This window comes from Pseudomonas sp. LPH60 (assembly GCF_030718165.1).
Taxonomy (GTDB): Bacteria; Pseudomonadota; Gammaproteobacteria; order Pseudomonadales; family Pseudomonadaceae; genus Aquipseudomonas; species Aquipseudomonas danubii.
Map to the genome: position 1 here is coordinate 171,546 of NZ_JAVAJH010000009.1, position 24,238 is coordinate 195,783.

25 protein-coding genes are annotated in these 24,238 nt (G+C 64.6%); 6 read left to right on the plus strand and 19 right to left on the minus strand.

What is annotated here, in order from left to right; translation table 11 throughout:
• Positions 1–39 precede the first annotated feature (39 nt).
• The 3 genes from tpx to Q8O96_RS27720 form a co-directional block, all read right to left on the minus strand.
• The gene (tpx, locus tag Q8O96_RS27710; RefSeq protein WP_102863425.1) at positions 40–540 is read right to left on the minus strand and encodes a thiol peroxidase; all 501 of its coding nucleotides are present in this window, start codon (positions 538–540) and stop codon (positions 40–42) included.
• Between the two features lie 221 nt (positions 541–761).
• Positions 762–1,445, minus strand: coding sequence for a type 1 glutamine amidotransferase domain-containing protein (locus Q8O96_RS27715; protein WP_102863424.1), 684 nt, complete (start codon positions 1,443–1,445; stop codon positions 762–764).
• A 61-nt stretch (positions 1,446–1,506) separates the two neighbouring features.
• Positions 1,507–1,950: an SRPBCC family protein gene (locus tag Q8O96_RS27720; protein WP_102863423.1), complete on the minus strand. Its 444-nt coding sequence runs from the start codon at positions 1,948–1,950 to the stop codon at positions 1,507–1,509.
• 390 nt (positions 1,951–2,340) lie between these two features.
• Here Q8O96_RS27720 and Q8O96_RS27725 point away from each other — a divergent pair, with 390 nt between their 5' ends.
• Complete coding sequence (locus Q8O96_RS27725) at positions 2,341–3,963, plus strand: J domain-containing protein (protein ID WP_305949788.1); 1,623 nt, start codon at positions 2,341–2,343, stop codon at positions 3,961–3,963.
• Positions 3,960–4,940, plus strand: a complete 981-nt coding sequence (locus Q8O96_RS27730) for a DUF3829 domain-containing protein (protein ID WP_207165938.1) — start codon at positions 3,960–3,962, stop codon at positions 4,938–4,940. The genes Q8O96_RS27725 and Q8O96_RS27730 overlap by 4 nt, the downstream gene beginning before the upstream one ends.
• Before the next feature lie 41 nt (positions 4,941–4,981).
• On the opposite strand, the gene Q8O96_RS27735 is transcribed toward Q8O96_RS27730, so the two are convergent.
• The 3 genes from Q8O96_RS27735 to Q8O96_RS27745 all read right to left on the minus strand — a co-directional run bounded on the left by Q8O96_RS27735 (position 4,982) and on the right by Q8O96_RS27745 (position 7,973).
• Positions 4,982–5,653, minus strand: coding sequence for a DUF3313 domain-containing protein (locus Q8O96_RS27735; RefSeq protein WP_115580145.1), 672 nt, complete (start codon positions 5,651–5,653; stop codon positions 4,982–4,984).
• Between the two features lie 155 nt (positions 5,654–5,808).
• Positions 5,809–6,303, minus strand: a complete 495-nt coding sequence (locus Q8O96_RS27740; RefSeq protein WP_305949789.1) for a DUF934 domain-containing protein — start codon at positions 6,301–6,303, stop codon at positions 5,809–5,811.
• Positions 6,300–7,973 carry a nitrite/sulfite reductase gene (locus Q8O96_RS27745; protein WP_207165940.1) on the minus strand — a complete coding sequence of 558 codons (1,674 nt, stop codon included), beginning with the start codon at positions 7,971–7,973 and terminating at the stop codon, positions 6,300–6,302. The genes Q8O96_RS27740 and Q8O96_RS27745 overlap by 4 nt, the downstream gene beginning before the upstream one ends.
• Before the next feature lie 273 nt (positions 7,974–8,246).
• On the opposite strand from Q8O96_RS27745, the gene ccoN reads away from it, so the two are divergent.
• Together ccoN and Q8O96_RS27755 are read left to right on the plus strand one after the other, a co-directional pair.
• Positions 8,247–9,674 (plus strand): cytochrome-c oxidase, cbb3-type subunit I, encoded by a 1,428-nt coding sequence (ccoN, locus tag Q8O96_RS27750; RefSeq protein WP_102863417.1) that lies wholly within the window; start codon positions 8,247–8,249, stop codon positions 9,672–9,674.
• A gap of 59 nt (positions 9,675–9,733) precedes the next feature.
• Entirely contained in the window at positions 9,734–9,952 is a 219-nt protein-coding gene (locus Q8O96_RS27755; protein ID WP_102863416.1) for a CcoQ/FixQ family Cbb3-type cytochrome c oxidase assembly chaperone, read from the plus strand.
• Between the two features lie 198 nt (positions 9,953–10,150).
• Here Q8O96_RS27755 and Q8O96_RS27760 read toward each other — a convergent pair whose 3' ends face one another.
• Both Q8O96_RS27760 and Q8O96_RS27765 read right to left on the minus strand, forming a co-directional pair.
• Positions 10,151–10,642 carry a hypothetical protein gene (locus tag Q8O96_RS27760; protein WP_305949790.1) on the minus strand — a complete coding sequence of 164 codons (492 nt, stop codon included), beginning with the start codon at positions 10,640–10,642 and terminating at the stop codon, positions 10,151–10,153.
• A 156-nt stretch (positions 10,643–10,798) separates the two neighbouring features.
• Entirely contained in the window at positions 10,799–11,605 is an 807-nt protein-coding gene (locus Q8O96_RS27765; protein WP_305949791.1) for a helix-turn-helix domain-containing protein, read from the minus strand.
• 78 nt (positions 11,606–11,683) lie between these two features.
• On the opposite strand from Q8O96_RS27765, the gene Q8O96_RS27770 reads away from it, so the two are divergent.
• Positions 11,684–12,376 (plus strand): aspartate/glutamate racemase family protein, encoded by a 693-nt coding sequence (locus Q8O96_RS27770; protein ID WP_250330593.1) that lies wholly within the window; start codon positions 11,684–11,686, stop codon positions 12,374–12,376.
• A gap of 289 nt (positions 12,377–12,665) precedes the next feature.
• Here the strand turns inward: Q8O96_RS27770 and Q8O96_RS27775 are convergent, their stop codons facing one another.
• Positions 12,666–13,178 carry a GNAT family N-acetyltransferase gene (locus Q8O96_RS27775; protein WP_102863412.1) on the minus strand — a complete coding sequence of 171 codons (513 nt, stop codon included), beginning with the start codon at positions 13,176–13,178 and terminating at the stop codon, positions 12,666–12,668.
• 162 nt (positions 13,179–13,340) lie between these two features.
• Here Q8O96_RS27775 and Q8O96_RS27780 point away from each other — a divergent pair, with 162 nt between their 5' ends.
• The gene (locus Q8O96_RS27780) at positions 13,341–13,679 is read left to right on the plus strand and encodes a hypothetical protein (protein WP_305949792.1); all 339 of its coding nucleotides are present in this window, start codon (positions 13,341–13,343) and stop codon (positions 13,677–13,679) included.
• A 66-nt stretch (positions 13,680–13,745) separates the two neighbouring features.
• Here Q8O96_RS27780 and Q8O96_RS27785 read toward each other — a convergent pair whose 3' ends face one another.
• From Q8O96_RS27785 to Q8O96_RS27830, 10 genes are all read right to left on the minus strand, one after another.
• Complete coding sequence (locus tag Q8O96_RS27785; RefSeq protein WP_207165945.1) at positions 13,746–14,723, minus strand: LysR family transcriptional regulator; 978 nt, start codon at positions 14,721–14,723, stop codon at positions 13,746–13,748.
• A 171-nt stretch (positions 14,724–14,894) separates the two neighbouring features.
• On the minus strand, positions 14,895–15,848 hold the full coding sequence (locus tag Q8O96_RS27790; protein WP_207165946.1) for a peptidylprolyl isomerase: 954 nt from the start codon (positions 15,846–15,848) through the stop codon (positions 14,895–14,897).
• Positions 15,845–16,330, minus strand: a complete 486-nt coding sequence (locus tag Q8O96_RS27795) for a YbjN domain-containing protein (protein ID WP_213666477.1) — start codon at positions 16,328–16,330, stop codon at positions 15,845–15,847. Before Q8O96_RS27795 ends, Q8O96_RS27790 begins: the two co-directional genes overlap by 4 nt.
• A gap of 20 nt (positions 16,331–16,350) precedes the next feature.
• A complete protein-coding gene (locus tag Q8O96_RS27800; protein WP_305949793.1) occupies positions 16,351–16,998 on the minus strand; it encodes a DNA repair protein in 648 nt (215 codons plus the stop codon).
• A gap of 17 nt (positions 16,999–17,015) precedes the next feature.
• Positions 17,016–18,707 carry a putative porin gene (locus Q8O96_RS27805; RefSeq protein ID WP_305949794.1) on the minus strand — a complete coding sequence of 564 codons (1,692 nt, stop codon included), beginning with the start codon at positions 18,705–18,707 and terminating at the stop codon, positions 17,016–17,018.
• Between the two features lie 40 nt (positions 18,708–18,747).
• Positions 18,748–19,464: an energy transducer TonB gene (locus tag Q8O96_RS27810; protein ID WP_115580153.1), complete on the minus strand. Its 717-nt coding sequence runs from the start codon at positions 19,462–19,464 to the stop codon at positions 18,748–18,750.
• 3 nt (positions 19,465–19,467) lie between these two features.
• Positions 19,468–19,893 carry a biopolymer transporter ExbD gene (locus tag Q8O96_RS27815; RefSeq protein ID WP_305949795.1) on the minus strand — a complete coding sequence of 142 codons (426 nt, stop codon included), beginning with the start codon at positions 19,891–19,893 and terminating at the stop codon, positions 19,468–19,470.
• 11 nt (positions 19,894–19,904) lie between these two features.
• Positions 19,905–21,722, minus strand: coding sequence for a DUF2341 domain-containing protein (locus tag Q8O96_RS27820; protein ID WP_305949796.1), 1,818 nt, complete (start codon positions 21,720–21,722; stop codon positions 19,905–19,907).
• Between the two features lie 19 nt (positions 21,723–21,741).
• The gene (locus Q8O96_RS27825; protein WP_240322005.1) at positions 21,742–23,418 is read right to left on the minus strand and encodes a ShlB/FhaC/HecB family hemolysin secretion/activation protein; all 1,677 of its coding nucleotides are present in this window, start codon (positions 23,416–23,418) and stop codon (positions 21,742–21,744) included.
• A gap of 32 nt (positions 23,419–23,450) precedes the next feature.
• Positions 23,451–24,053 (minus strand): transposase, encoded by a 603-nt coding sequence (locus tag Q8O96_RS27830; protein ID WP_019093945.1) that lies wholly within the window; start codon positions 24,051–24,053, stop codon positions 23,451–23,453.
• Positions 24,054–24,238: the final 185 nt, after the last annotated feature.

Below are 24,238 nucleotides of genomic sequence, written 5' to 3' on the forward strand. Positions count from 1 at the left end.
GCCTGGACAGAGCCAGGCCGTGAATAATTGTAAAACCTGTTACTTGAGCACGGCCAGGGCGGCGTCGTAGTTCGGCTCTTCGGCGATTTCCTTGACCAGTTCGCTGTGCAGCACGGTGTCGTTTTCATCCAGCACCACCACGGCGCGGGCGGTCAGGCCGGCCAGCGGGCCGTCGGCGATGGCCACGCCGTAGTTCTCGATGAACTCGCGGCCGCGCAGGGTCGACAGGTTCTGCACGTTTTCCAGGCCTTCGGCGCCACAGAAACGGGCCTGGGCGAACGGCAGGTCAGCGGAGATGCACAGCACCACGGTGTTGGCCAGCTCGTTGGCCTGAGCGTTGAACTTGCGTACCGAGGTGGCGCAGGTTGGGGTGTCGACGCTTGGGAAGATGTTCAGCACCTTGCGCTTGCCGGCGAGGCTGCTCAGGGAGACATCGGCCAGACCGGCGCCTACCAGGGAGAACGCAGGGGCTTTGGAACCCACTTGCGGCAGTTGGCCGTTAACCTGAACCGGGTTGCCTTTGAGAGTGACTTGAGCCATGAACGGAGTCCTTTATTGAACAGTGATGATGGAACAGCAATGAGAAATTCTTGAGAGGCCGAAGTTAAGCATGAAACGGCGCGAGCACCTATTGCCCCACGGATAAAATGTCCAGCAACCTGGCCGACTGCAGGGGGCGACGTGCAGGCGAAGGCGGTTGCCAAGCTTAGGTCCGGCTCGCGGGCCTCTTGGCCGGCAAGCCGGTTCCTGCAAGGCGGTGCTCAAGCGTGCAGGTGCGCCAGCAGCAGGTCCGCCACGGGGCCTCCGGAGGCCGGGTTCTGCCCGCTGATCACCCGCTGGTCTTGCACGGCAAACGGCGCCCAGGGCTCGGCGGCCTTCTGGTACAGGGCGCCGCGCTTGAGCAGTTCGGTCTCGGTCAGGTACGGCACGTACGAGTCCAGCTCGGCGAGCCGCTCTTCTTCATTGGAGAAACCGCTGACCTGTTTGCCGGCGATCAGCAACGAGCCATCGCTGAGCCTGATGTTCAGCAGGCCCACCGCGCCATGGCAGACCGAGCTGACGTAGCCGCCCTGCTCGTAGATGTCGCGACTCAGGGCCTGCAACTCGGGGTTGTCGGGAAAATCCCAGAGCACGCCATGACCACCGGCGTAATAGATGGCCACATAGTCCCGGGCCTGGACCTGCGACGGTTGCAAGGTCGCTCCCAGGCGGCTCATGAAGGCGCTGTCCTGGTACCACTGCCAGTCGGTGTCGTCGGCCATGGCCAGACTGTGGGGGTCGATGGGTACGTAGCCGCCCTTGGGACTGACGTAATCCACCTCGAACCCGGCCGCTTGCACCTTCTTCACAAAATGCACCGCCTCCCCCAGCCACAGACCGGTGGCACGGTTCAGGTTGGGGTATTTGGCCACGCTGGTCAGGACCACCAGTATCTTCTTGCTCATGGGCATGCTCCTTGAACTTGAACTTGGAATAGAAATGGGCAAACACGGCATCGCGGCGCCGTCACCCCAGCAAGCGCAACATGTTGCGGTGCCGGGCATCGAAAATCCGCGCCATGTAGGCGTTGACCACCAAGCGCTCCAAAGGTGCGCCACCGATGGCCCGATAAGTCACGCGGTCGGTGTACAGGGTGCCCCCTTCGGCGGCCTCGACCCGATGTTCGTGACGAAAGGCGCGCAGCGGGCCCTTGAGCATCTCGTCGACAAAATGCCGATCGCTGACCTCACGTATAACCACCGTCCATTTCGCCGGTATGACACCGAACATCCAGTGCAGGAAGCTGAACTGGCGTCCGACACTGATGCGCAGGTCATTGATGTCGATGCCCCCCAAGGGGGTCACGCGCTCGGGAAAGATCTTGGGAAAGTTGGTCCCTTCGAGGCAGAAATCCAAGACCTGGGCCGGGCTGCGGCCCGGCAGAAAAGTCGTGCGTTCCACTACAGGCATAGTTGATAGCTCCTTGCTCAGCCAACAGAATAATTACAATCAACATCACATAAACATCATAACCAATTGTTTTTATTCATTTTTTTATAACCTATAAACAACATTAACTAAACCATTCAAAGCGTATGGAAATAATCACAAATCGCTTTAACAGCCCTTTTCCACTGACGGCCATCCGCTCAGACCTGCCCCGCGCCCGCCCGGCGCAACAGAGCGCGGCACAGCAGAAGCCGCGCGCCCCTGCCACCCGGACTGAATCGCCAGACGCCTGCCGCTGTTGCTTAGACGGATTCGAGTCGAGGGACTTTTACCCGGGAAACCGGTAGGGTGCGCCATTTCCTCCAGTCATGTCTGGATGTTGCCAAGGGTTGCATGGAGTTCTATCGCCCAATGAGTTGCTGGACCCTACTCGGCCTGCCGGTCACCGCGGATACCCGGACCATCAAGCGCCACTACGCCAAGCTGCTGAAACAGACCCGCCCGGATGAAGATCCGCAAGGTTTCCAGCGCTTGCGCGACGCCTATGAAGAGGCGCTGGCCCATAAGGATTGGGAGCAACAGAACGAGCCCCTGGAAACGCCCGAAACCTGGGCCGGCAACGAGCCGGTAACGCTGGCGCTGTCACCGGTGCAGCGGGTGGCCATGTTGCTCAAGGAGCTGCCTGTCGATCAGCTCGACCAGCGCTATCAGCAGGCCCAGGAGCAGGCGTGCGCCTATGAGTTCGAACTGGCCCTGCTGCGCTATTGCGTCGAACACCCGGCGCAAGCCGATGCGGTGTTGCACTGGGGGTTCGAGCGCCTGCGCTGGATGAGTGCCTGGCAACGCCTGGATCTGCCGGAGTATCTGGTGCAGGAGTTGCAGCAGCAGCTCTATCAGCGAGTACAAGAGCCACTGGCCGCAGCCCTGGAGGCCAAGGATGAAGCGGCGTTCCTGGAGGCCTACGCCCAGCGTTCAGCCCACGCCTGGCTGCTGCACCTGCAGCACCGACAATGGTTCAACCAATGGCTGGCACAGACACTGGCCAACAGCCCTTATTGGTCGGTGGCGGTGTTCCAGGCGGTCTGCGCCGGCCAAGGCTGGCACGCCAATAGTGCAGACAACTGCCCGGAACAGCTCTGGCCGCGGCTGTTGAAACGCCATCAGGCACCGCTGTACCTGGCCCACCAGCAACAACTGGCGAGCGAACCGCCGAGCACCCCGGAACACCGTGCGGCACGCTTGTTGCTCGCGCCCCTGAGCTTCAGTCAGCGCCGCGCCTGGGCCCGACACCTGGGCAACCTGGACTGGCAGGCCTGTCACAAGCTGGCTGCAAGCCTGGCGGCAGACTACCCGCAAGTCGCCGCCGGCATGCCCGCCAGCAATCCCTACTTCTGGCGGGACTGGGAACACGCGATCAACAGCTGGCCGATGCTCCTGGGGGTGGTTCTGGCCTGCCTCACCGGCGCAATGGCCGATTACGCCGGGCAAGACAGCAGCCCCTGGGAGATTATCGGCGTCACGCTGGTCTGGGCTCTGTGCTTCTGCGCCGCGGGCGAAGGGCTGCAGCGACTTTGGCGCCCCCTGAGCCAACGCCTGTTCCAGTGGGACGAGCGCCTCAGCCAACACCTGCCTCGGCACCAGACGCCCTATCACGACGTGCAGCTGATCCGCGACCTGCTGCCCGCGGCGCTGCTGGGCGCACTGCTGGGCGTCGTGGTCCACCCAGTGGCCACTATCACTTATCTCGGGGTCCTGCTGCTGGTGGCCCTGGCCCGTCAGCGCCAGATCGACCCGCTGAACGCCTGGCAACGCATCAATCCCTGGCCGCGTCGCCTGCTGCTGGGCACCGGACTGGTGCTGCTGGTGGCCGTAATCGCCACCCTCAAGTGGTTCGACGGGCGCCACACCGCCGGGCGTTATCAGGGCCTGCAGCCCTGGACCGAACGGCTGTGCGCGCGCATGCCGGCCGATACCCCCGAGTGTGCAGCACCGGCCACCCAGGAGCAGTGGTACCCCAAGGAGGAGCGGCCATGAGCCAACGCCCCTTGTTGCTTTTCGGTTGCACGCTGATTTTCGGCCTGTTTGCACTCCTGGCTGCCGGAGCGCCGATCGCCCGCTTCGAACTGTGGCTGGCCGGCCTGGACAGCCCCGCCAGCGCCCAGGCCGCGGCCAGGGCGCCGCTGATCGACTGCGTCAACCAATACGATGTGCCTTGGCGCCTGGGCTACTACACCTACGGCACTCAAGCGGCCTGGCGCGCGGCGTTCACCGACCTGCTGAACAATGCCAAGGACTTCGCAGACAGCGCGAAGACCGACATGGATACCCTGCCCGCCCGCGACTGCGAACCGCGCATGCTCTATCGGCTACGCCACCTGCAACCCGACGCCCCGCTGATCGACCTGGCCGAGCGCTACATCGACGCACTGCACCAGGCCAACCTGGCCCGTCGCGCTCATTCCAGCGCCGTACCCGGTGCTTACATGCCGGCCGAGGAAGACGCGGCCACTGTTGCCCTGCTCAAGCCCAAGTTCGACCACTACCTGCAAGCCTCCGCCGACCTGCGCGCTGCCCTGGCGAGCGCAGACATCGGCGCCCGACGGGAGCAACAGCGGCTGCTTGAGCAACGCCTGGGGCAGGACATCCACTGGCACCTGCTGGACTACATGATCCAGGCGCGGCTCACAGTGGAGCAGATCAGCCAGGGAATGCGCGAGAAAACCCTGACCCCGGCGCAACTGGCACAGGCCAGCCAGGACCTGCAACGGACCTGGGATGCCGGGCAGCCCTTGCGCAACCGACCACAGAGCAGCCGCACACAACCGGCCTATTACCTGTGGAGCCAGATCACGCGGCCGGCGCAGCGTTATCAGCAAGCCTTGCTCGCCCTGCATCAGGACTGGCAGAAACAGGCGGAGCCACAGCATCTGAGCGAGGACTATCACGCCATCATGCGGGCCTACGACTCGCTGCTCAGCTACTACAACAAGCAGGCCCAAGTGGACTATTGAAGCGGCAGCGGCCCTGTTGGCCGCCGCCGGACAGTCAGGCCCTAACGCCCCTTGAACTTGACGAAAGACTGGTGGAAGTCCGCCGCCCAACCGTCGATGACGTTCTTCACGTCATCGGCCTTCATCACTTGCGTGTCGTTTTCCAGGGGCTTGCCAGTGCCCTTGCGCACCACCTGGGCAATGACCTTGCCGCTGCTGCCATCGAGAAACACGGCCTCGGTGCCCAGCGTGGTTTGCTGGTCGCGAATTCCGCTGGCGGTGCTGACCGCCGCTGCCACCAGGGCCACAGGAATGATTTCATAAGGCTTCAGGCCTTCGGTTTTACTGCTGACCGCCGTGATTGCCGCCCGCACCACCAGCACCCCCGGCCCGGGGCCTTGAGCCAGGGGCAGGCTGCGCGCCGCCTCACGCCTGAGGGCCTGGTCGTAGTACTGATTGATACCGTCGAGGGTGCTCTGGGGAATCTTCGCCGTGGCTTGTGGCTGCGGATAGAACTGGGTGGGTTCGATGTAGATCGCCCGGTACCGGCCTACATCCAGCTTGGGATCGATCCAGCGCATCACCTCCACCCCGGAGGGCGACTTGGCCTCCTTGAGTCGGCTGTAATCCTGGAGAAACCCGGAGTATTCGTCGGGCTGGGTCACGTTGCTGGAGCAGCCGACCATGGCCAAAGAGGCAAGGCACGCCGTGCCGATCATCAATGCAAGTTTCATGGGTAACTCCTGTAGGTGAAACAGCCAGGAACTGGCCAGGGGAGTTACAGGTATAGCCAAAGGATGGTTGCCGAGCAGGGTGTTTTCAGGATGAAAGGCCACCAGGGACCCCGACAAACATCATCTTCGGGGTCCCGTTGCTGGCACGCCGGCGGTTACCTGCGGCGGAACAGCGGCCGGGGTTCGATCACTGAGCGGCCATAGAGCACGCTCATGCCCACCAGCCCCTTGAGGGCGTCCTGGGCGCATTTGTCTTCGCGCACGGCAAAGCTGTCGAAGCCGCACTGGCGCATATGGCTCAGTTGATCGCGCAGCACGTCGCCAATGGCCCGCAACTCGCCCATCCAGCCCAGGCGGGTACGCAGCAGGTAGGCCTGGCTGTAGCCCCGGCCATCACGAAAGCTCGGGAAGTCCACGGCAATCAGCGGGATCAGCTTCAGCCAGGGCTTGAGGCTTTCCACTTCGTCATCCGGGCCGATCCACACGCCGTCCCGGGCCGTGTGATGCTCGATGCGACGCATCAGCCACAGGGCCAGGGGCAGGATCAGCGGCCCGTCGGGCAGCGTATCGTCAACCCCGCGCACCAGGCTCCAGGCATCGTCCTCGACCAATTGGGCTTCGCCCTCGCACAGCCGCAGCAGATTGTTCATGCCAGCGCCTCCAGGGCCTTGGGATAGACCCGTTCCTTGAACGGCTCCAGGCCGATGCGCTGCAGGGTCTCGACGAAGGGTTCGTCGCTTTCCCGGTAGCGCACGAAGGTGGCGATGATGCGCTCGATCACTTCGGGGATTTCCTCGGCGCTGAAGGACGGCCCGATCACCTTGCCCAGGGCGCTGTCACGGCCCTTGGCGCCACCCAGGGTGACCTGGAACCACTCGCTGCCGTTCTTGTCGACCCCGAGAATGCCGATATTGCCGATGTGGTGGTGGCCGCAAGCGTTCATGCAGCCGGAGATGTTCAGGCTGATGTCCCCCAGGTCGTGGAGGTAGTCCAGGTCCTCGAAGCGCTGCTGGATGGCCAGGGTAATCGGCAGCGACCGGGCGTTGGCCAGGGCACAGAAGTCGCCGCCCGGGCAGGCGATGATGTCAGTCAGCAAGCCCGCGTTGGCGGTGCCCAGGCCGTGCTCAGAGGCACACTGCCAAAGCTCGAACAGCTGCGACTTGGGCACATCCGGCAGGACGATGTTCTGTTCATGGGCAATACGAATCTCGCCGAAGCCGAAACGCTCGGACCAGTCGGCCACCGCCTCCATCTGCTGACCGGTGACGTCCCCCGGCGGCGAGCTTGGCCCCGGCTTGGTGGACAGCACCACGCAGGTGTAACCCGGCACCTTGTGCGGGTGCACATTGCGCGCCACCCAGCGGGCGAAGGCCGGGGACTCGGCCAGGTGGCTGCCGTAATCCAGATCGGTGTCCGCCAGGCGCTCGTAGACCGGCGGCACAAAGGCACTGGCGACCCGTTGGTACTCCTCGTCGGTGAGTTGCGCCGGACCATCCTTGAGGTGCTGCCACTCCTCCTCCACTTCCTTGGCGAAGGCCTCGATGCCCAGGGCCTTGACCAGGATCTTGATCCGCGCCTTGTACTTGTTGTCACGCCGGCCATAGCGGTTGTAGACCCGCAGCACCGCCTCGACGTAGGACAGCAGGTGCTGCCAGGGCAGCCCGTCACGAATCTGCAGGCCAAGGATCGGCGTGCGCCCCAGGCCCCCGCCGACGATCACGCGCAAAAGCATTTCGCCGCTGCGGGCACGATAAAGATACAGGCCGATGTCATGCATCATGATCGCCGCGCGGTCCTGCCTGGCCGAGCAGATGGCGATCTTGAACTTGCGCGGCAGGAACAGGAATTCCGGGTTGATGGTGGACCACTGGCGCAGGATCTCCGCCAGGGGGCGTGGGTCCAGGTACTCATCGGCGGCGACCCCGGCAAAGGCCTCGGTGGTGATGTTGCGCACGCAGTTGCCGGAGGTCTGGATGGCGTGCATCTCCACCTCGGCCAGGCGCTGCAGGATGTCCGGCACCTGGGCCAGCTCGATCCAGTTGAACTGCAGGTTCTGCCGAGTGGTGAAGTGACCGTAGCCGCGGTCGAAGTCCCGGGCGATGCTGGCCAGGGTGCGCATCTGCCGGGCGCTCAGGGTGCCGTAGGGAATCGCCACCCGCAGCATGTAGGCATGCTTCTGCATATACAGGCCGTTCTGCAGGCGCAGGGGCAGGAACTCCTCCTCGCTCAGTTGGCCGCCCATGAAGCGCTCGACCTGATCACGAAACTGCGCCACCCGCTCAAAGACCAGGGCCCGGTCATAGTCGTCGTACTGATACATGTGCCTACCTCATCCTCATCGGTGCTGGTCGTGCTCGAAACGGCGCGTATTGTGAGGGGGCGACTATGCGCGTACGGCGCAGAACGTTACAGATTCAGGTAAAAACTAAAAAACCATATCAGCCGCCACCATAGCGCCGTGGACATGAGATAAATCTGATCCGTATTAATGCAGTTTTTCTGAGCCTGTTTTGTTTCCCCGCTGATTCCTACAGTGCACCCCGTGCCAGACCGGGTGGCCTGGCAAGACTTTGCAACCGTGGAAGCATTGACCATGAACTCAGCAACAATCGGACAGGCCTACAACTACAAGGTGGTTCGCCAATTCGTCGTCGCAACCGTGGTATGGGGCGTGATCGGCATGGCCATGGGGGTGTGGATCGCCTCGCAACTGGTGTGGCCGGAGATGAACCTCGATCTGCCCTGGAGCACCTTCGGCCGCCTGCGGCCGCTGCACACCAGCCTGGTGATCTTCGGCTTTGCCGGCAGCGCCCAGTTCGCCGCCAGCTATTACGCCGTACAGCGTACCTGCCAGGTGCGGCTGTACTCCGACACCCTGGCCGCCTTCACCTTCTGGGGCTGGCAGTCGGTGATCGTGATCATGCTGATCACCCTGCCCCTGGGCTACACCACCACCAAGGAATACGCCGAGATCGAATTCGCCGGCGCGGTGTGGATGGCGGTGGTCTGGGTGGCCTATGCCATCGTCTTCTTCACCACCGTGGTAAGGCGCAAGAGCCAGCACATCTATGTCGGCAACTGGTTCTTCGGTGCCTTCATCCTGGTGATCGCCATGCTCCACGTGGTCAACCACCTGTCGATCCCGGTGGACTGGTTCAAGTCCTACCCGGTGTATTCCGGGGCCACCGACGCCATGGTCCAGTGGTGGTACGGCCACAACGCCGTGGGCTTCTTCCTGACCACCGGCTTTCTCGGGATGATGTACTACTTCGTGCCCAAGCAAGTGGGACGCCCGGTGTACTCCTATCGTCTGTCCATCGTGCACTTCTGGGCGCTGATCACCCTGTACATCTGGGCCGGCCCACACCACTTGCACTACACCGCCCTGCCAGACTGGGCGCAGTCCCTGGGCATGGCCATGTCGCTGATCCTCCTGGCCCCCAGCTGGGGCGGCATGATCAACGGCATGATGACCCTCTCGGGCGCCTGGCATAAGCTGCGCACCGACCCGATCCTGCGCTTTCTGGTGCTGTCCCTGGCGTTCTACGGCATGTCGACCTTCGAAGGCCCGATGATGGCGATCAAGACCGTCAACGCCCTCTCCCACTACACCGACTGGACCATCGGCCATGTGCACGCCGGGGCCCTGGGCTGGGTGGCCATGATCACCTTCGGTGCGATCTACCACATGGTGCCCAAGGTCTTCGGCCGCGAGCAGATGTACAGCGTGCCGCTGATCAACCTGCACTTCTGGCTGGCCACCATCGGCACCGTGCTCTACATCGCTTCAATGTGGGTCAACGGCATCACCCAGGGCCTGATGTGGCGCGCGGTCAACGAAGACGGCACCCTCACCTACTCCTTCGTCGAGGCCCTGGTGGCCAGCCATCCGGGGTTCGTGGTGCGCTTTGCCGGTGGTGTGTTCTTCCTCAGTGGCATGCTGCTGATGGCCTACAACACCTGGCGCACGGTACGCGTGGCCGATGAAGAACTGGCCCTGAGCGACGCACAGATCGCCTGAGCCAGGCATTGCCCGCCGGTCCCAGTGACCGGCGGCTTTTTTAGGGAGCCGGATGAGCGATGGATATTCTGTTCAATCTGCTGGGGGTGGCGTTTCTCTACCTCAGCATCGAGTACTGCCTGCGCCACCAGAGCGCCAAGAGCCTGGATGACGCCAGCCTGATTCCCTTTGCCGACGACCCCGACGTAGCGCATCGCGTGGAAGTGGCCACCGGCAAGAAGATCAATGCCGTGGCGCCGGAAGAGCCCAAGCCGGGGTGGATCAACCTGGACATGTAACGCACTCCGTAGGAGCCGGCTTGCCGGCAAAGAGGCCCGCAAGCCTTGTACATGGCCAGAGGCCGCTTTCGCTGGCAAGCCAGCGCCTACAGTTGCCGGTGCTGCGTGTTGCCCCATAAGAGCCGGCCTGCCGGCGAAGGGGCCCGCAAGACCTGCACATGGCCGGCGCTCGCTTTCGCCGGCAAGCCAGCGCCTACATCAGGCGCGCTCGCGGGGGATCAGACTCTGCAATTGGGCCGCCAGGAAGTTGCCGTCGAAAACGAAGGTGTCGGGGTCCTTGAGGCCGTTGGTCTTGCGCCATTGCAAGGCGCCGCTGGCCTCGCCCACCAGGGAAACACTGCCCAGGCGCGCCGCCGTCAGGCCGATCACCGCCAGGGAAATCTGCCCATTGGGGCCCATCACATCCGGGACGAACTCCACGGGTTTGCCAGCGATGACAATGGTCAGCTTCTCGCTGTTAAAGGTGGAATTCTCCACCGGCAATGCCGGGCTGAAGGCCACATAAGGCTCACGGTGCAGCTCCAGCAGATCCGGCAACAGCACCGGTGCCAGCCACTGTTCAATCTGCCCGAACAGCTCATGAATACGCCGGGCCCAAACCACCGACTGGCTGTCGAACAGCTGCTTCTTGTGGGCTTCGCTGGCGGCGTAGTGGCGGAGCATCTCGCCCAGTTGCTGGATATCGTCCATTGCGGTGTGTCCCTGGCATCGACCTTTGGGAACTGCAGGTCGCCGGTCTTGATCATGGCAGATGCCGGTCCCGGGCGTTGGGGTGTTTACCCCAGGGCCAACCCATTCCTCTAGCCGCTGGCTCCGGCCTTGCCCCGCCATGTCGCTGCGGACCGTTTACTGCCCGCGGCTGGGAGACCGGACAGGTACAGGGAGACAGGAGTGAAAACGCAGCCGGTACTGGCGCGGGGTCAGGCCGAGGCTTTTGCGCAAGGCGCTGCCCAGGTGCGATTGGTGGGCAAAGCCGCTGTCGTGGGCAATGGCCGCCAGGGGCAGGTCCGTGCGCTCCAGCAAGCGCCGGGCTGCCTGCAGCCGCACCTCGGTGATCCAGGCATGGGGCGTCATGCCGACGGCGCGGCGAAAGTCCCGCAGCAGTCGCAGTTCGTTGTGACCGTAAGTGAGTGCCAATTGCGCCAGGGACAAGGGCTGGGCGTACTGGTCGGCCACCTGCTCCAGCACCTGCCCCAGCCGTGGTAACGGCGCCGTGGCAATGTGGCGGGACTGGGACAGACCGACAAAGGCCAGGGCACAGTGCTCCAGGGCCAACTCATCGATGACCGGCGCCAACAGCAGGCGCCGGGCTTCACGCCCCAGGGCCAGGGCCTGGGCATGCCCCGAACGCTGCAGGCGGCGCTCGCCGGGGATCAGCGGCGTCTGCTCCTGCCAGCGCGCCAGCAGGTATTCGCCGCCACGGGCAGATTCGGAGAACACCTCAACGCCCTTGGGCGTCAAGGCCAGGGTGCCGGGCCAGGTGTCGAAATCCTCGCGCCGATCGGAATCGATGGCATGCACCCCGCGCTGGCGTTCCAGGGTCACACCCAGGGTCTGCCACTGCGCCGGATCGCGCGCGCTGTAGGCGGCTGCGGGCAACAGTTGCAGAAGCAGCCGACCGTCCAGCAGGCGGTGTTCGAGGACCTCGGGCATGTGAAATTTCCTGATAGATCGCCAGCTCAGGCGAGACGAAACTGAAGCTCACTCACCCACACCACAGAGGAGTTGCCCATGCGCACCATCGGCCTGATCGGCGGCATGAGCTGGGAGTCCAGCGCCGAATACTACCGCCTGATCAATCAGCAGGTTCGCGATCAATTGGGGCCGCTGCGCTCGGCGCGGTTGCTAATGTACAGCGTCGACTTCGGGCCTGTCGAACAGGCCCAGCACGCCGGGCGCTGGGATGAAGCGGCACGGATTCTGATAGACGCCGCCCAGCGATTGCAGGCCGGCGGCGCCGAGTGCCTGGTGCTCTGTACCAACACCATGCACAAGGTGGCCGAGCAGATTCAGGCGGCCACGGCCGTGCCCTTCCTGCATATCGCCGACCCCACGGCCCAGGCCGCGCTGGCGGCCGGCACCCTGAACGTCGGTCTGCTGGGCACCGCCTTCACCATGGAACAGGAGTTCCTCAAGAGCCGCCTGAGCCAACAAGGACTGAATGTGCTGGTGCCCGATGCGCAGGAGCGCCAGGCGGTGCACCGGATCATCTACGAGGAATTGTGCGTCGGGATCATCAGCGACGCGTCGCGCCGGGTGTACCAGCAGGTGATCGAATCACTCAGGGCCCGTGGTGCCCAGGCCATCATCCTCGGCTGCACGGAAATCGGCCTGCTGCTCAAGCCAGAGCACAGCCCCCTGCCCCTGCTCGACACCACCGAATTACATGCCCGGGCGGCGGTGGATTTTGCTTTGCTGGAGTGAACCTCAAGGCCCGCAAGGCCTTGCTTGGCGATCGCCTGTCAATCTTGGGCGGCCTCAAGATCCCTGCGTCTCCTGCGGAGCCGTTCGCAGCCTACGGCAGCGGCTACAAAATGGCTCGGCACTGACCTGTAGCCGCTGCCGAGCCCTGGCGAGGCTGCGAAAAGGCCCGCAGGGCCTTGCTTGGCGATCACCTGTCAATCTTGGGCGGCCTCAAGATCCCTGCGTCTCCTGCGTCGGAATGCCGCCCAAGCCGTTCGCAGCCTGCGGCAGCGGCTACACAAGCCCGACCTCAACGACGCAGCCGGGCCATGCTCAGCACGTCGACGTATTGCCCGCCACGGATGGCGTAGTCCCGCAGCTGGCCTTCGGTTTCAAAGCCGAACTTCTGGTACAGGCCAATGGCCGGCTGGTTATCGGCATACACCGTGAGTTCGACCCGGCGCAGGTTCATCCAGTTATCCGCCACCTCCAGCACCGCCGCCAGCAGACGGCTGCCGACGCCCTGGCGCTGCCAGGAGGGGGCAACCCCCATGCCAACCTCGGCGCAGTGGGCCCGGCGCACACGCCTCACCTGCATCAGGCTGCAATTGCCGATCACCATGCCCTGGTGCAGCGCCACCAAGGCAACCAGCCCCTCGTTGTCCTGCCCCTGCGTTACACGCTTGCGCCACAACTCGCGGGACTGATAAGGCAGTTGCAGGGTCTGGGCCGCCACGCTGGGTTCGCTGTACAGCGCGGTCAGGCCGTCGATATGGGATTCGTTGCAACGCTCGATAACGATAGTGGGATTGGCGTTAGGCATGGCCGGTCTTCCTTGAAGTGGAAATGGCCATCGAGTGTAAGGGCATGAATGCGACTCTGGCGAGGCACTCAAGTGCAGAGCGGCACAGGCCTCAGAAACCATTGCCCTACAGCTCGGGCGACTGACTGTGCTGGCGACGCAGATCCTCGGCAAAGCGACGCCATGGAACAGGCCCTGCTTGTAGCTCGTGGCACTCCCCGGGCTGAAGCGGCGGCGATCGTAGAAGCACGCAAACAACTGCAAGACGCCTACCGGGGCGATCCTGGTGTCAACCCGGCGCCAGGGGTATGGATCAACCCAGAGGGCGAGGACCTTGAGGGTGACGTGCCGGCAAACCGGCAGGAGGCCATCAAAGCCAACGCTATCGCCAAAGACCTGCTCGACGACGAGTTCAGTCCCGACACCCAGTGGAACATCGCCCACTTCCCCGACAAGAAGACCAGCACCGCCGAAGTACAAGACGACTGGGAGGATCTGATGATCCCTGAAACCAAGGCATGAGCCTGAGCGCCCGGTCCGGACAGCGCCAAGCGTTCGGAGCGGGCCACCCCCACGAGGCGGCGCGCCTCAAGCAAACCAATCCTCACGCTCGCTGAAGGTGTTGAGGATCAGCTCCACCAGTTGCTGCACCTGTTCCTCATGCTGCACCTGGGCATTCACCGCCAGCCAGGCCCGGCGCTGCATGGGCTCGCTGAACAACCCCGGCAAGGCAGTCAGGCCGCGGTCGAAATGGCTGATGTACTGAGGCAGCAAGCCGATGCAGGCGCTGCAGCGGATCATCTCCAGCATCAGTTCATAGACATGGACGTGCACCACCCCTGCCAGGCGTTGTTCCACCAGGCTGTTCCAGGGCCGGAACGGCTCTACCTGACAGTCGTGCTGCCACTGCACCAGCATGTAGTCGGCCAGGTCGTCGAGGCTGTCGGGACGGGCCGCCACCCGCGAGTAGCGCTTGGCGATATGTGGCAGGTAGTCGATGCGCGCCAGGGGCAGCGGCTCGCGGGTGGCGAAACTGGGCCCCGGCAGCGGTGAGTCTTCGGCCGCTAGCCACAGCACCAGATCGGCGCTCAGGGCTTGCAGGGACAGGTCGCTGTCGATGGAGATGATCTCCAGGCGGGCGCTGGCATTGCGCCGCAGCAAGGCGATCAGGTCGCGACCGAGAATGTCGTGGAGAAGGGTTTGCGCCACGGCAACCCGAATCAACGGCTGCTCGATCACCGGCAGCCGCCGCTGGTGGGCCAGGGCAATCAGTTGTGCCTGCAGTTGCAGGCCCTCGCGGCTCAGGCTCAAGGCACTCCCCTGATAACAGAACAGTGAACGGCGCAGGTGCTCTTCCAGCAAGGCCAGTTGCTTGCGCAACAGCGTGGCCTTGATGTTCAGGCTGCGGGCTGCCTGCATGAAGCAACCGCAGCGGGCACTGACCAGGAAATACTGGGCGACCTCAGGATCGACCCCGGCGGCCAGGGCCAGCCAGGCTTCCCGGGGTTCCTGGGGCGCAACGTAGGGTGCGACACCCTGGTGTGGAGCGGGTTCGAGAAATGACATTGGTGACTCCCTGTCTTGTTGAGTGTTGCTTCCTTGGCGGGCGGCGGGGACCGTGAGACCGCCTTCGCTGGCAAGCCAGCGCCTACGGTTGCCGGGCCTGCGTGTTGCCCCGTAGGAGACGGCTTGCCGGCGAAGGGGCCCGTGAGATCACCTTCGCTGGCAAGCCGGCGCCTACAACGTGTCCTCCAGGACCTGATTCAGTACGGCGCCGTCAATGCTCAGGGTCGCGGTGTTGAGCATGCCTTCCAAATAGGCCTTGGCGATCTGCTCCTGGCGCTGGGCGCGCAGAGCCTGGGTCAGGCGCTCGCGCAGCTCATCCAGGCTGGCGGTTCGCGCCGGCTGCTGTTCGGTGAGCTTGAGCACATGGAAACCCGCCGCGCTCTGCACCACCTCCGAAACGCCACCGACCTTGAGCCGGGCCACCGCGCTGCGCACTTCCGGCACCAGTTGCTGCAAGGGTTGCAGCCCCGCGTCGCCGCCACGCTGGGCGCTGCCCGAGTCCTGGGAATACTGCGCCGCCAAGGCGGCAAACTCCCCCGGCGCGGCCTGGGCCTTGCGGCTCAGCTCCTGGGCCTGGCGCCGTACCTGCTCGACAGCCTGCGGGTCGGCGACGGCGAGGAAGATCTGGCTGACCCGGTACAGCGGCGGGGTCAGCCACGCCGCCTTGCCGCTGTCATAGGCCTGCTGCAGTTCGGCGGCGCTGGGGTAGTCCGCCGGCACCTGGCTGACCGACTGCAAATAGTCGCGAAACACGATCTGCTCGGTGGCGGCGCGGGTCTGCTGCTCCACCTCCGGGCGCTGGCGCCAGCCCTGGGCATCGGCCTGTTCCAGCACGGCCTTTTCCGCCAAGCGCGAACGTATCCAGGCTTCCAGGGCCGGGCGGTTGCCGCGCAATTGGCCCCGGGACTCCTCGGGCAGGCTGGCGAACAGCGCCTTGAGTTCCTCGGCCGCCACCTGCTGGTTGCCCAGGCGCGCCACCGCCGGCGTGCTCGCCGATTGCTGCAACACGGCCGGTGCCGGCTGCTGCGCCGCCACCGGGTCGTTGCCCGGGCGCAGGGCCAGCCCCAGCGCCAGGCCAAGCAGGGTCAGTGCCCCGGCACCGACCACCAGGGTCGGCTTTTTCACAGGCTGGCCACCTCTTCCTGGGGTTGGCTTTGTGGCGCCTGGGGCTGCTCGGCCTGGGCCTGCAACTGGGCCGCCTGCTGGCTGTATTCGCGCAGGTAGACGATGAACTCCTGCAGCAACCGGTCCCACAACTCCAGCTGGCTGCGCAGGTGAGTCTCGCCGACCCCGGCCACCACCACGTCCATCTCCATCACCAGGAACTCGCCCTGCAGCGACAGCCGGGCAAAGCGCCGCGAGGCGTTCCACAGCTGCGCCAGCCCCGCCGGCAATTCGCCCTGCACCCGCAGGGCGCAGCTGTAGGTGAAGTCCACATAGTGCCCAGCCTCGCTGCCCGGGTTGCCGAAACGCACGGCGTAGCCGATGCCCTGGCTGGCGCTGAGCAGTTGCACGATGCCGTTCTGTTCGGTCTGGTTGACCCGGTAGCCGGCGCCTTGCAGCAGGTCGGTGAGGCTGTCGGTGGTCACGCTGGTAATCAAAGTCATGGTCATCTCTTCCCTGGTGATCAGTGGGTGCTCGCCGCCTGCGGGGCGTCGAACTGGGTCTGGTAAAGCTCGTCGCCAAAGCCCTGGGCCAGTTCCTCGAACTTGACCCGGGCGCTGCCGGCGAAGGGCTGACGGATTTTCACCAGCTCAGCCACATCGATCTTTTCGTAGGCCGCCAGGATCTGTTTGGCGATGCCGTACATCTGTTGATTCTTGACCGCGCATTGCTGCACTTGTGTGTCACGTTCGCTCAATTGCGCCTGCAATTTCGCCCGCTCGGCTTCCTTGCCCCGGGCCAGCACCAGCAAGTCCTCGTAGGCTTTCTTGAACTTGCCCAACTGCTCGCTGCTGGCCGCCGCCTGGGCTTGGGCCTGGCTTTGCAGGTTCTGCTGCTGGCCGGCCAGTTGCTCGGCCACACCGCGGGTCTTGGCCAGCTCGGCGCTCAGTTGCTTGACCTCGGCCTGGGCTTGCTTGGCCGCGTTCTCGGCGGCGATCCGCGCCGCCGCGGCCTGGGCCTGCTCGCTTTGCAGCGCCTGCAACTGCTGGGTAGCGCTACGCAACTGGGTGCGCAGGCGCTCCTCCATGCCTTCGGCGCTAGCGCTGGCACTGGCCAGCACGCCCCAGGCCACTAACAGGCTGACCGCCCCTGCCCTCGCTCGGCTGTTCATAACCTTCCTCCTGATGCTTAGAAGCGCGTATTGAGTTCAAGCTGCATGACGTCGACTTCATAGCGCGGCCCGTAGACTTCCGAGGCGCTCATGTAGCGGGCCGTGGCGTAGATGTTCTTGTCGATGCCGTAATTGCCGCCGACGAAATAGCCCTTGGCGTTGGTGCCGCCCAGATGGAACGAGGAATCGTTGAAGCCGTCGGGCAAGGCGTCGGGCTGGATGTACTTGTAGCCAGCCAGCAGGTTCCAATCGCCGGATTTCTTCATCTCCAGGGCGTTGCCCAGGGTGAACTGCACCAGCAGCGCATTGCCGCCACTTTCGAACTGGCCGTTGCGGTTGATGTTATTGACGATCTCGCCCTCGCTGCGCTTGAGCATCTCGCCCTTGTCGTAGGCCAGGTTGCGGATGAAGTTGGTCTGGCTGCGCAGGCGCAGGTCGTCCGGCAATTCGGTGTCCCAGGCCAGGTTCAGGTCGAGCACGTCGAACTTGGAGGCCAGGCCGACGAACTGCGGCTGCGGGGTCAGGCCCGGGGTGGCCGGGTTGGGGGTGATGTCGCGCAGCAGGAACACGCTGTTGCCCTTCTGCATGAAGGCCACCCGCGAGCCGTCAGTGTCGCAGCCCGGAGCCCCGGCCCAAGGCGCGCATGGGCTGGAGCGCTGGCCTTCGATGTCGTCGAAGCGGTAGTAGGCCAAGGCGCCCTTGAGGCTGTTGCTGCGGTTGATCTTCCAGTTGGCGCCAATCTGCCCGCCGAACAGCCACTTGGTGTCGCTCTCGTTCTTGTCGAAGCCGTTGCTGGTGGCGGTGTCGTTGGTGTACTCCACCGGGAAGGCGCCGAGGGTGCCGAACAGGCCCCAGTCGCTGCCCAGCTTGTGGTTGAAGATCGCCGCCACGCCGTCGAAGTTCAGGTCGTTGGAATACAGCATGTCGGTGGAATAGAACGGGTTGGCGAAACGCCCGCCAGTCAGGGTCAGGTCCTGGGTGGCCTTCCAGGTCAGGTAGCCCTGGTCGAGCCAGATGTCCTTCTTGCCGAAGCCGCCGCCCAGGGTCTGGGTGGTGGACACCGGGTTGTTGTCCGAGCCGGTGCCGATGCGGATGCCGGCGGTCCATTCCGGCGAGATCACCGCCTTCATGCCCAGGCGCGCCCGCAGGCGGAACAGGTTGTCGCGGTCCTCGCGGCTGTTGAGCAGCGGCGGCAGCTTGCTGTTGGTGTCCTTGTTGACGTCGTAGGGGCCGTTGTCGTTGAGCTTGGCGTAGTCGACGAGCTCGTTGCTGTTGTTGTCGGCAAAGAACCGCGACTCCTGGCGCAGGCGGATGTCACCGTCAAAGCTGATGCGCGAGACCCAGTCCGGGAAGGTGTTGGGCTGGGCCCAGTTTTCCTGCTTGGCGGTGGCCATGACCTCGGCCTTGACCTGATCGCGGATCTGGTCACGGACGATGGCCGGCACATATTGCACCCGCACATCACCGGGCGCCGCAGCGGGGCCGGTAGCGGCCACAGCGGTGGCGGCGCGGGCCTGCTGGGCCTCTTTCTCGGCCTGGGCAATCAGCCCGTCGGCCTGCTCCTGCTTCAATACCCCCTGCTGCACCAACAGACGGATCAGGTTGATCGTGGCGTTCTCCGAAGGCGCGGCGGCAGCCGCGGCCTGTCCGGCCAGGGTCAGGGCGACCATGCCGAGCGCCAGGGTCAATCGATTCACGGTGGAAATCATCTGCACACAACTCCTGTAGAAACTGCAAATAGGGGTTCGCTCATTCCGGACGCCGGCCCTTGAGGGACAGGCGCACCGGCAAGGTCAGGGAGGCCGGCATGCGCTCTTTCAGGCGCGGCGTGGCCCGCAGCGCCGCCAGCACCTGCTGGTCGGTCTCGGGATTGCCGCTGGAGCCGGCCAGTTCGGCGCGGGTCACTTGGCCGTCGGCGCCGAGCCACAGGTCCACCTGCAGCGCATAGGCCTTCTTGCGCAGCTCCGGGTCCTCGCGCAGCGCGCGCTGGAAGGTCGCCGCCAGGTACTGCTTGTAGGTGCCGGTGCCCAGCCCGCCACCACCGGCGCCGGCCATGCCGCCGCCCTTGCCGGCGCCGACGTTGAAGCCGTCGTTGCCGGCCTGGGCGTCGCCGTCGATCTGCATCGGGTTGGCCAGATCGTCCGCCGGCGATGGCGGTGCTTCTTCCTCGGGCTTGACCTCCTCGGGGGTGGGCGTGGGTTCGGGTTCCGGGATCTTTTCCTCCACCGGCTCCGGCTCCTTGGGTTTCTCCGGAGGCGGCGGTGGGGGTGGCGGCGGTGGCGGCAGCGGGATGATGGTCGGCACCTTCGGTGCTTCCCGACGCACCCCGGCCATGTCATTGGCCCACTGCCACAAAAACCAGGCGGCCACGGCCCCCAGCAGCAATCCGGCGCCCCACTTCAGCAGGCGCACGGCTCGCGGTTTGTTCTGCACCGGAGGCAGTTCGATGGGTTGTTGTGCGGTCATGGCTCAGCCCTGGCTCGGTTTGCCGGTGACCAGGCCGACCTGGGACAACTCCAGGCGGCGCAGCAGGTCGAGGACTTCGATGACCTTCTGGTACTGCACCGTGGCATCGCCACGGACGATGATCGGGAAGTCCGGGTTCTGCGCCTTCTCGATGCGCAGGCGCTCTTCCAGCTCGCCCAGGGTCACCGGGTAGGCGTCGAGGAACACCTGGCCGCCGTCGTTCACCGAAATGGCCTTGGTCTTGGCCTCGGACAGCAACACCGAGGCGCTGGCCTTGGGCAGGTGGATCTGGATGCCCGAAACCTGGGCGGTGGCGGTGAGGATGAACATCACCAGCACCACCATCAGCACGTCCACCAGGGGCGTGATGTTGATGCTGTCGACGGCGGCATCGTCTTCGTCGTCATGGGAGGCGTTCACGGAAGCCATGGCAGTTCTCCTCAGGCCGGAACCGACGCGTTGCTGTGACTGACCCGCCAGTGGGCGTTCTCGCTGTGCTGGCTCTCGCCATGCAGCTCCGCCAGCCGGGTGATGAACTCGTCGACGAACACCCGCATGTCGGCGCCGACTTCCTTGTTGCGGGTGATCAGGCGGTTGTAGCCAAACAGCGCCGGGATCGCGACGAACAGGCCCATGGCGGTGGCCAGCAAGGCCGCGGCCATGCCCGGGGCGATGGCGTTGATGTTGACGTCACCGGCCATGGCGGTGCCGAGGAACACCACCATGATCCCCAGCACCGTGCCCAACAGGCCGATGTAGGGGCCGCCGGCAATGGCGTTGGACAGGGTCGAGAGCTTGGAACTCAGCTGCTGGTTTTCCCGGGTGCGCACCCCGTCCATGGAGCAGCGGATGGCCTCGATGGTGGCCGCCGACACCGAGGAGGTGTCGGCGCCCTGCTCGCGGCGGGTGCGGATCTCTTTCACCGCCACCAGGTACAGGCGCCACAGCGAGGAATGCTCCAGGCGGCTGGCCAGGACCTGGTCGTCGGCGAACATCTCCAGGCGCGTGCCGACCTTGGCGAACTGCTCGCGGAACAGCGCATTGGCGGCGCTGACCCGGCCGACCATGCGGTTCTTGCGCAGCATGATCACCCAGGACTGGATCATCATCCCCACCAGCACCAGGATGATCACCCAGGCATCCACCGGCACCGCCTTGAGCAGGAAGCCCAGGCTGCCGAAACCAAAACCCGACTGTTCTTCATCGACGCCATAAGCCACCAGCTTCGACTCCGCGCCCTGGGCGCTGGCATCGGCCAGGATCAGCGCCGCCGGACGCGCCACCTTGGACAGGCGCAGCTCGTCCAGGGCCCCGGTGAACGGCAGGAAATGGCTGGCCTCGGCGCCGGCGGCGGGCGGCAGGTCGGCACCGATCGCCAGCACCGAATTGAAGGTGGGAATGGCCTGGGCCAGGCTCGCGGTTTCGCGGCCGTTGACGTACAGCGCCAGGCGGCTGCCCTCTCCGCTCAGGGCCAGGTGCTGCCACTGCCCCGGGTTCAGCGGCTGGGTGGAGGCGGCGCGCTGGCCGTCCACTTCGACGAAGGGCAGGCCCTGGTTGATGCCGATCAGCAGGCTGCCGGCGCCTTCGCGGCGGGCCAGCAGCAGTTGCTCACCGCTGGCCTGATCCAGGCGTACCCAGGCGCTGAAGGTGAAGGCGCCGCCGGCGTTGTGCTGCAGCGACGGGCTGGCCGGCAGCAACAGCGGCTGGCCGCTGAACTGCAAGGCGCGGCCGATGACCCCGTCAATCGCCGCGCCGGTGGCGTTCTGCGCGGTGTTGCCGTAGGCGGTGGTGTCTTTGGCCGGGGTGCCGTTGCTGCCGTCGAAGTGGTAGATGGCGGTGTAGCTGGGGTCGAAGGTCAGCTGACCATTGGCGGTGCTCGGGGCCTTCTGGTTGCCGTAGTACATCCAGATGTCCTGGCGCTGGCCGCCTTCGAGCTTGGGCACATCGACCCAGATCAGCGCCATGCCCATCAGCGGGTCGAAGCTTTCGATCTGGTGGTTGAGCACGGTCTTGTCATCGGCGGCGACAAAGCGCAGGTCGGCGCCGTCTTCCTTGACCCCGTCGAAGGTGAAATTGCCGGTGTGCAGGCGCACCAGCAGCGCGGTGCGGCCCAGGGCCTCGTTGATGGCCGCGCCCTGGGGCGTGGTGTCCACGCTGATCTGCTTGCGGTAATGCCAGTCGTCCTGCCACCAGGCATGGGCCGTGGCCGGGAGCACGAAGCCCAGGCAGATCAACAGGCTCAGGAATAAGCGTTGCATGGGAAGGGTCTCCGTAAAGTCAGAACGTCGCTTGCACACTGAAGTGCAGGCGCGGGTCGTATTTCTGGGTGTTGGGGCCGTCTTTGAGCGGGTAGCCCCAGTCGAGGCTGCCGGACAGCCACTTGCTCAAACTGGCGCGGGTGCCGAGGCCAACGCTGGCCAGGCTGTATTGGTCCTCCTGCTCGGGCAGCGGCTCGTGCAGGGACAGGTGCGCGCCTTCGGCAAAGGCATAGAAACGCCACTCCTGCACGTAGCTGCCGAGGAACTTGGCCAGGGACGGCGTGCGCAGTTCCTGGGAGAACAGGTAGCCCTCGTCCCCGGTACGCTCGGCGGCCAGGTAGCCGCGCACCGAGGTGGCGCCACCGGCGGAATACTGCTCGTTGGACACCAGGGGCCCGGAGGCCAGCTGGAAGGCGGTCTTGGACGCCGACTGCCAGTCGTTGGCGAAGGTGTAGGTGAAATTCAGGTCGCCCTTGAGCACCGAGAAACTGGCACTGGCCTCATCGCGCTTGTAGTGGAACTCCTCGGCGTCGCTGCCGTAGCCGAAGAAGCGCCGGGTGCCGACGATCAGGTTCAGGCCCAGGCCCAGCTGGGATTTTTCGCTGTAGCGGTAGCCGTTGTAGCCAAAGGTCACGGGGGCGTACTTGAGCGGAATCTGGTCGCTGCTGCGGCCAAAGCGCATCTCTTCCTCGAAGTCCTTGAAGTCCACCCCCACCGACAGCGAGTTGGCCCAGTTGCCGGCCGCGGGCAAGCTGTAGATCGCCGACACCCCGTAGGAATGGCCCTTGCCCAGCACGTTGCTGCCACCGATGGTGGCGATGTTGCTGTCGGACTGGTAACCGGAGAACTGCAGGGCCCAGCGCTCGCTCAAAGGCGCGCTGTAGGAACCGGACCAGACCTTGGCGTTGTCGGTGTCCTGGGGCGCGGTGAAATAGGTCAGGGAAATGCTGTGGCCCAGTTGCCAGAGGTTGTCGTAGCCGACGTTGACCACGCTGCGCAGCTTCTCGGTGTCGGCGCTGTAGTCGTTGTTCAGGCCGACGCTGGCGTGCCAGGGGTTCTGGTCCTCCACTTGCAGGTCCACGTCCATGGTCCCCGGGCGCTGGCCTTCGCGCACCAGCGGCATGACCTGGCGCCCGGCGCCACGATTGAGCCCGGCCAGCTGGCTTTGCACCGTGGCAAAATCCGGCACCTGACCTTCTTGCAACGCCGGCACCTGATCGCGGATCTCCACCGGCGAGTAATGCTTGGCCCCCACCACCCGCACCCGGCCGACCTTGGTTTCACTGACCTGCAGATAAACGATGCCGTCCTCGACCTTCTGCTCCGGCAGCTCGACGAACACCGACTGGTAGCCGCGCTCCTGATAGACCTTCTGCAGCGCATCCCGGGCGCCTTCGATATCGGCCAGGGCCTTCTGCGGCCCGAGGAACGGGTACACCGCCTCCTCGATGGCCCGGGCATCGAGCACCGTATTGCCGCGCACGAAGTATTCATTGACGTCCACCAACCGCGCCGCAGCCGTGGTTTCGACCGGCACCGCCTCGCCCTCCTCGGCCTGCACCGCCGGCGCCAGTGCCGCCAGCGTCAACCAGCCGCACAACGGCCACCAGCGCCCGCCACTGCCGGGTCGCCCTGATTTGCCCAGATGCTCCACACCGCCCCCTAAAAAACTGAAAATTGGCGCGCGCACGCGCATTGCCGTCGCCGTCTGCACAGCGTTTGGCCGCTTCAATTGCTGCTGATCGAGGTGTTTTCGTGGCGCGCCAGCCAGGTGTGCAACAGCGCAAAATTCAGCGAGAACTCGGGCATTTGCAGCAGCGCGCCGCAAAACACTTCACCGATGATTTTCTGGATCAACTGCACCGCCCGCGGGTTGTTCAACAGCGTGGCGATGTCGCGACTCAGGACACTGAAGCTCCAGACCTTCTGATTCAGATCAAGACCGACGAACCAACGGAACAACAGGTTGTAACTGAGCTGTTCATACAGCTGCTGCTCGCTGGGCACCGAATACAGCAACTGCAGCAACAGAATGTGCATCACCGTACGCGGCGCGATCAGCATGCCGGGCTCGGCATTGAGGCCCTGGAGCAGATCGCGGTGCTGATCCAGCAACTCATCGATCTGCGGACGCAGCAGCACCAGCGAATGCCCCGGCGGGATATAGCTGGCCACCTCCTTCAAGGCGCCCTGCCAGTCATCCTGGGACACGATCCAGACCCACGGCGCCCCGTAGCGATAGACCGACACCGGCTTCTTGCGCGCCGCCTCGACAATCTTCGACAGCCGTTGATCCAGCTCCTGCATGCCCACTTTCGAGTAGCGTTCCATAGTCCCCATAGCCTCACTCCCGGCGTCCCGCCTCGGCTTAAAAAAGTGGCCTGGCGGCCCCCTCAAGCGCGTTACATACCCAAGACGTGCGTGGCGATGTGCTACCGAACTTTTGTCATAAAAGCTTCATTCACGAGAGGAACGCGCGAGCGTTGTAGGAGCAGGCTTGCCGGCGAAAACAGCCG

Coding starts and splice junctions, on each gene's coding strand:
- Q8O96_RS27735 (WP_115580145.1), bottom strand. CDS start 5,653: ATGAAACTTGCATTGATGATCGGCACGGCGTGCCTTGCCTCTTTGGCC.
- Q8O96_RS27815 (WP_305949795.1), bottom strand. CDS start 19,893: ATGGCTTCCGTGAACGCCTCCCATGACGACGAAGACGATGCCGCCGTC.
- Q8O96_RS27810 (WP_115580153.1), bottom strand. CDS start 19,464: ATGACCGCACAACAACCCATCGAACTGCCTCCGGTGCAGAACAAACCG.
- Q8O96_RS27830 (WP_019093945.1), bottom strand. CDS start 24,053: ATGGAACGCTACTCGAAAGTGGGCATGCAGGAGCTGGATCAACGGCTG.
- Q8O96_RS27820 (WP_305949796.1), bottom strand. CDS start 21,722: ATGCAACGCTTATTCCTGAGCCTGTTGATCTGCCTGGGCTTCGTGCTC.
- Q8O96_RS27755 (WP_102863416.1), top strand. CDS start 9,734: ATGGATATTCTGTTCAATCTGCTGGGGGTGGCGTTTCTCTACCTCAGC.
- Q8O96_RS27725 (WP_305949788.1), top strand. CDS start 2,341: ATGAGTTGCTGGACCCTACTCGGCCTGCCGGTCACCGCGGATACCCGG.
- Q8O96_RS27825 (WP_240322005.1), bottom strand. CDS start 23,418: ATGCGCGTGCGCGCGCCAATTTTCAGTTTTTTAGGGGGCGGTGTGGAG.
- Q8O96_RS27800 (WP_305949793.1), bottom strand. CDS start 16,998: ATGAACAGCCGAGCGAGGGCAGGGGCGGTCAGCCTGTTAGTGGCCTGG.
- Q8O96_RS27720 (WP_102863423.1), bottom strand. CDS start 1,950: ATGCCTGTAGTGGAACGCACGACTTTTCTGCCGGGCCGCAGCCCGGCC.
- Q8O96_RS27785 (WP_207165945.1), bottom strand. CDS start 14,723: ATGTCATTTCTCGAACCCGCTCCACACCAGGGTGTCGCACCCTACGTT.
- Q8O96_RS27775 (WP_102863412.1), bottom strand. CDS start 13,178: ATGCCTAACGCCAATCCCACTATCGTTATCGAGCGTTGCAACGAATCC.
- Q8O96_RS27795 (WP_213666477.1), bottom strand. CDS start 16,330: ATGACTTTGATTACCAGCGTGACCACCGACAGCCTCACCGACCTGCTG.
- Q8O96_RS27715 (WP_102863424.1), bottom strand. CDS start 1,445: ATGAGCAAGAAGATACTGGTGGTCCTGACCAGCGTGGCCAAATACCCC.
- Q8O96_RS27760 (WP_305949790.1), bottom strand. CDS start 10,642: ATGGACGATATCCAGCAACTGGGCGAGATGCTCCGCCACTACGCCGCC.
- Q8O96_RS27805 (WP_305949794.1), bottom strand. CDS start 18,707: ATGATTTCCACCGTGAATCGATTGACCCTGGCGCTCGGCATGGTCGCC.
- tpx (WP_102863425.1), bottom strand. CDS start 540: ATGGCTCAAGTCACTCTCAAAGGCAACCCGGTTCAGGTTAACGGCCAA.
- Q8O96_RS27745 (WP_207165940.1), bottom strand. CDS start 7,973: ATGTATCAGTACGACGACTATGACCGGGCCCTGGTCTTTGAGCGGGTG.
- Q8O96_RS27740 (WP_305949789.1), bottom strand. CDS start 6,303: ATGAACAATCTGCTGCGGCTGTGCGAGGGCGAAGCCCAATTGGTCGAG.
- Q8O96_RS27770 (WP_250330593.1), top strand. CDS start 11,684: ATGCGCACCATCGGCCTGATCGGCGGCATGAGCTGGGAGTCCAGCGCC.
- Q8O96_RS27780 (WP_305949792.1), top strand. CDS start 13,341: ATGGAACAGGCCCTGCTTGTAGCTCGTGGCACTCCCCGGGCTGAAGCG.
- ccoN (WP_102863417.1), top strand. CDS start 8,247: ATGAACTCAGCAACAATCGGACAGGCCTACAACTACAAGGTGGTTCGC.
- Q8O96_RS27730 (WP_207165938.1), top strand. CDS start 3,960: ATGAGCCAACGCCCCTTGTTGCTTTTCGGTTGCACGCTGATTTTCGGC.
- Q8O96_RS27765 (WP_305949791.1), bottom strand. CDS start 11,605: ATGCCCGAGGTCCTCGAACACCGCCTGCTGGACGGTCGGCTGCTTCTG.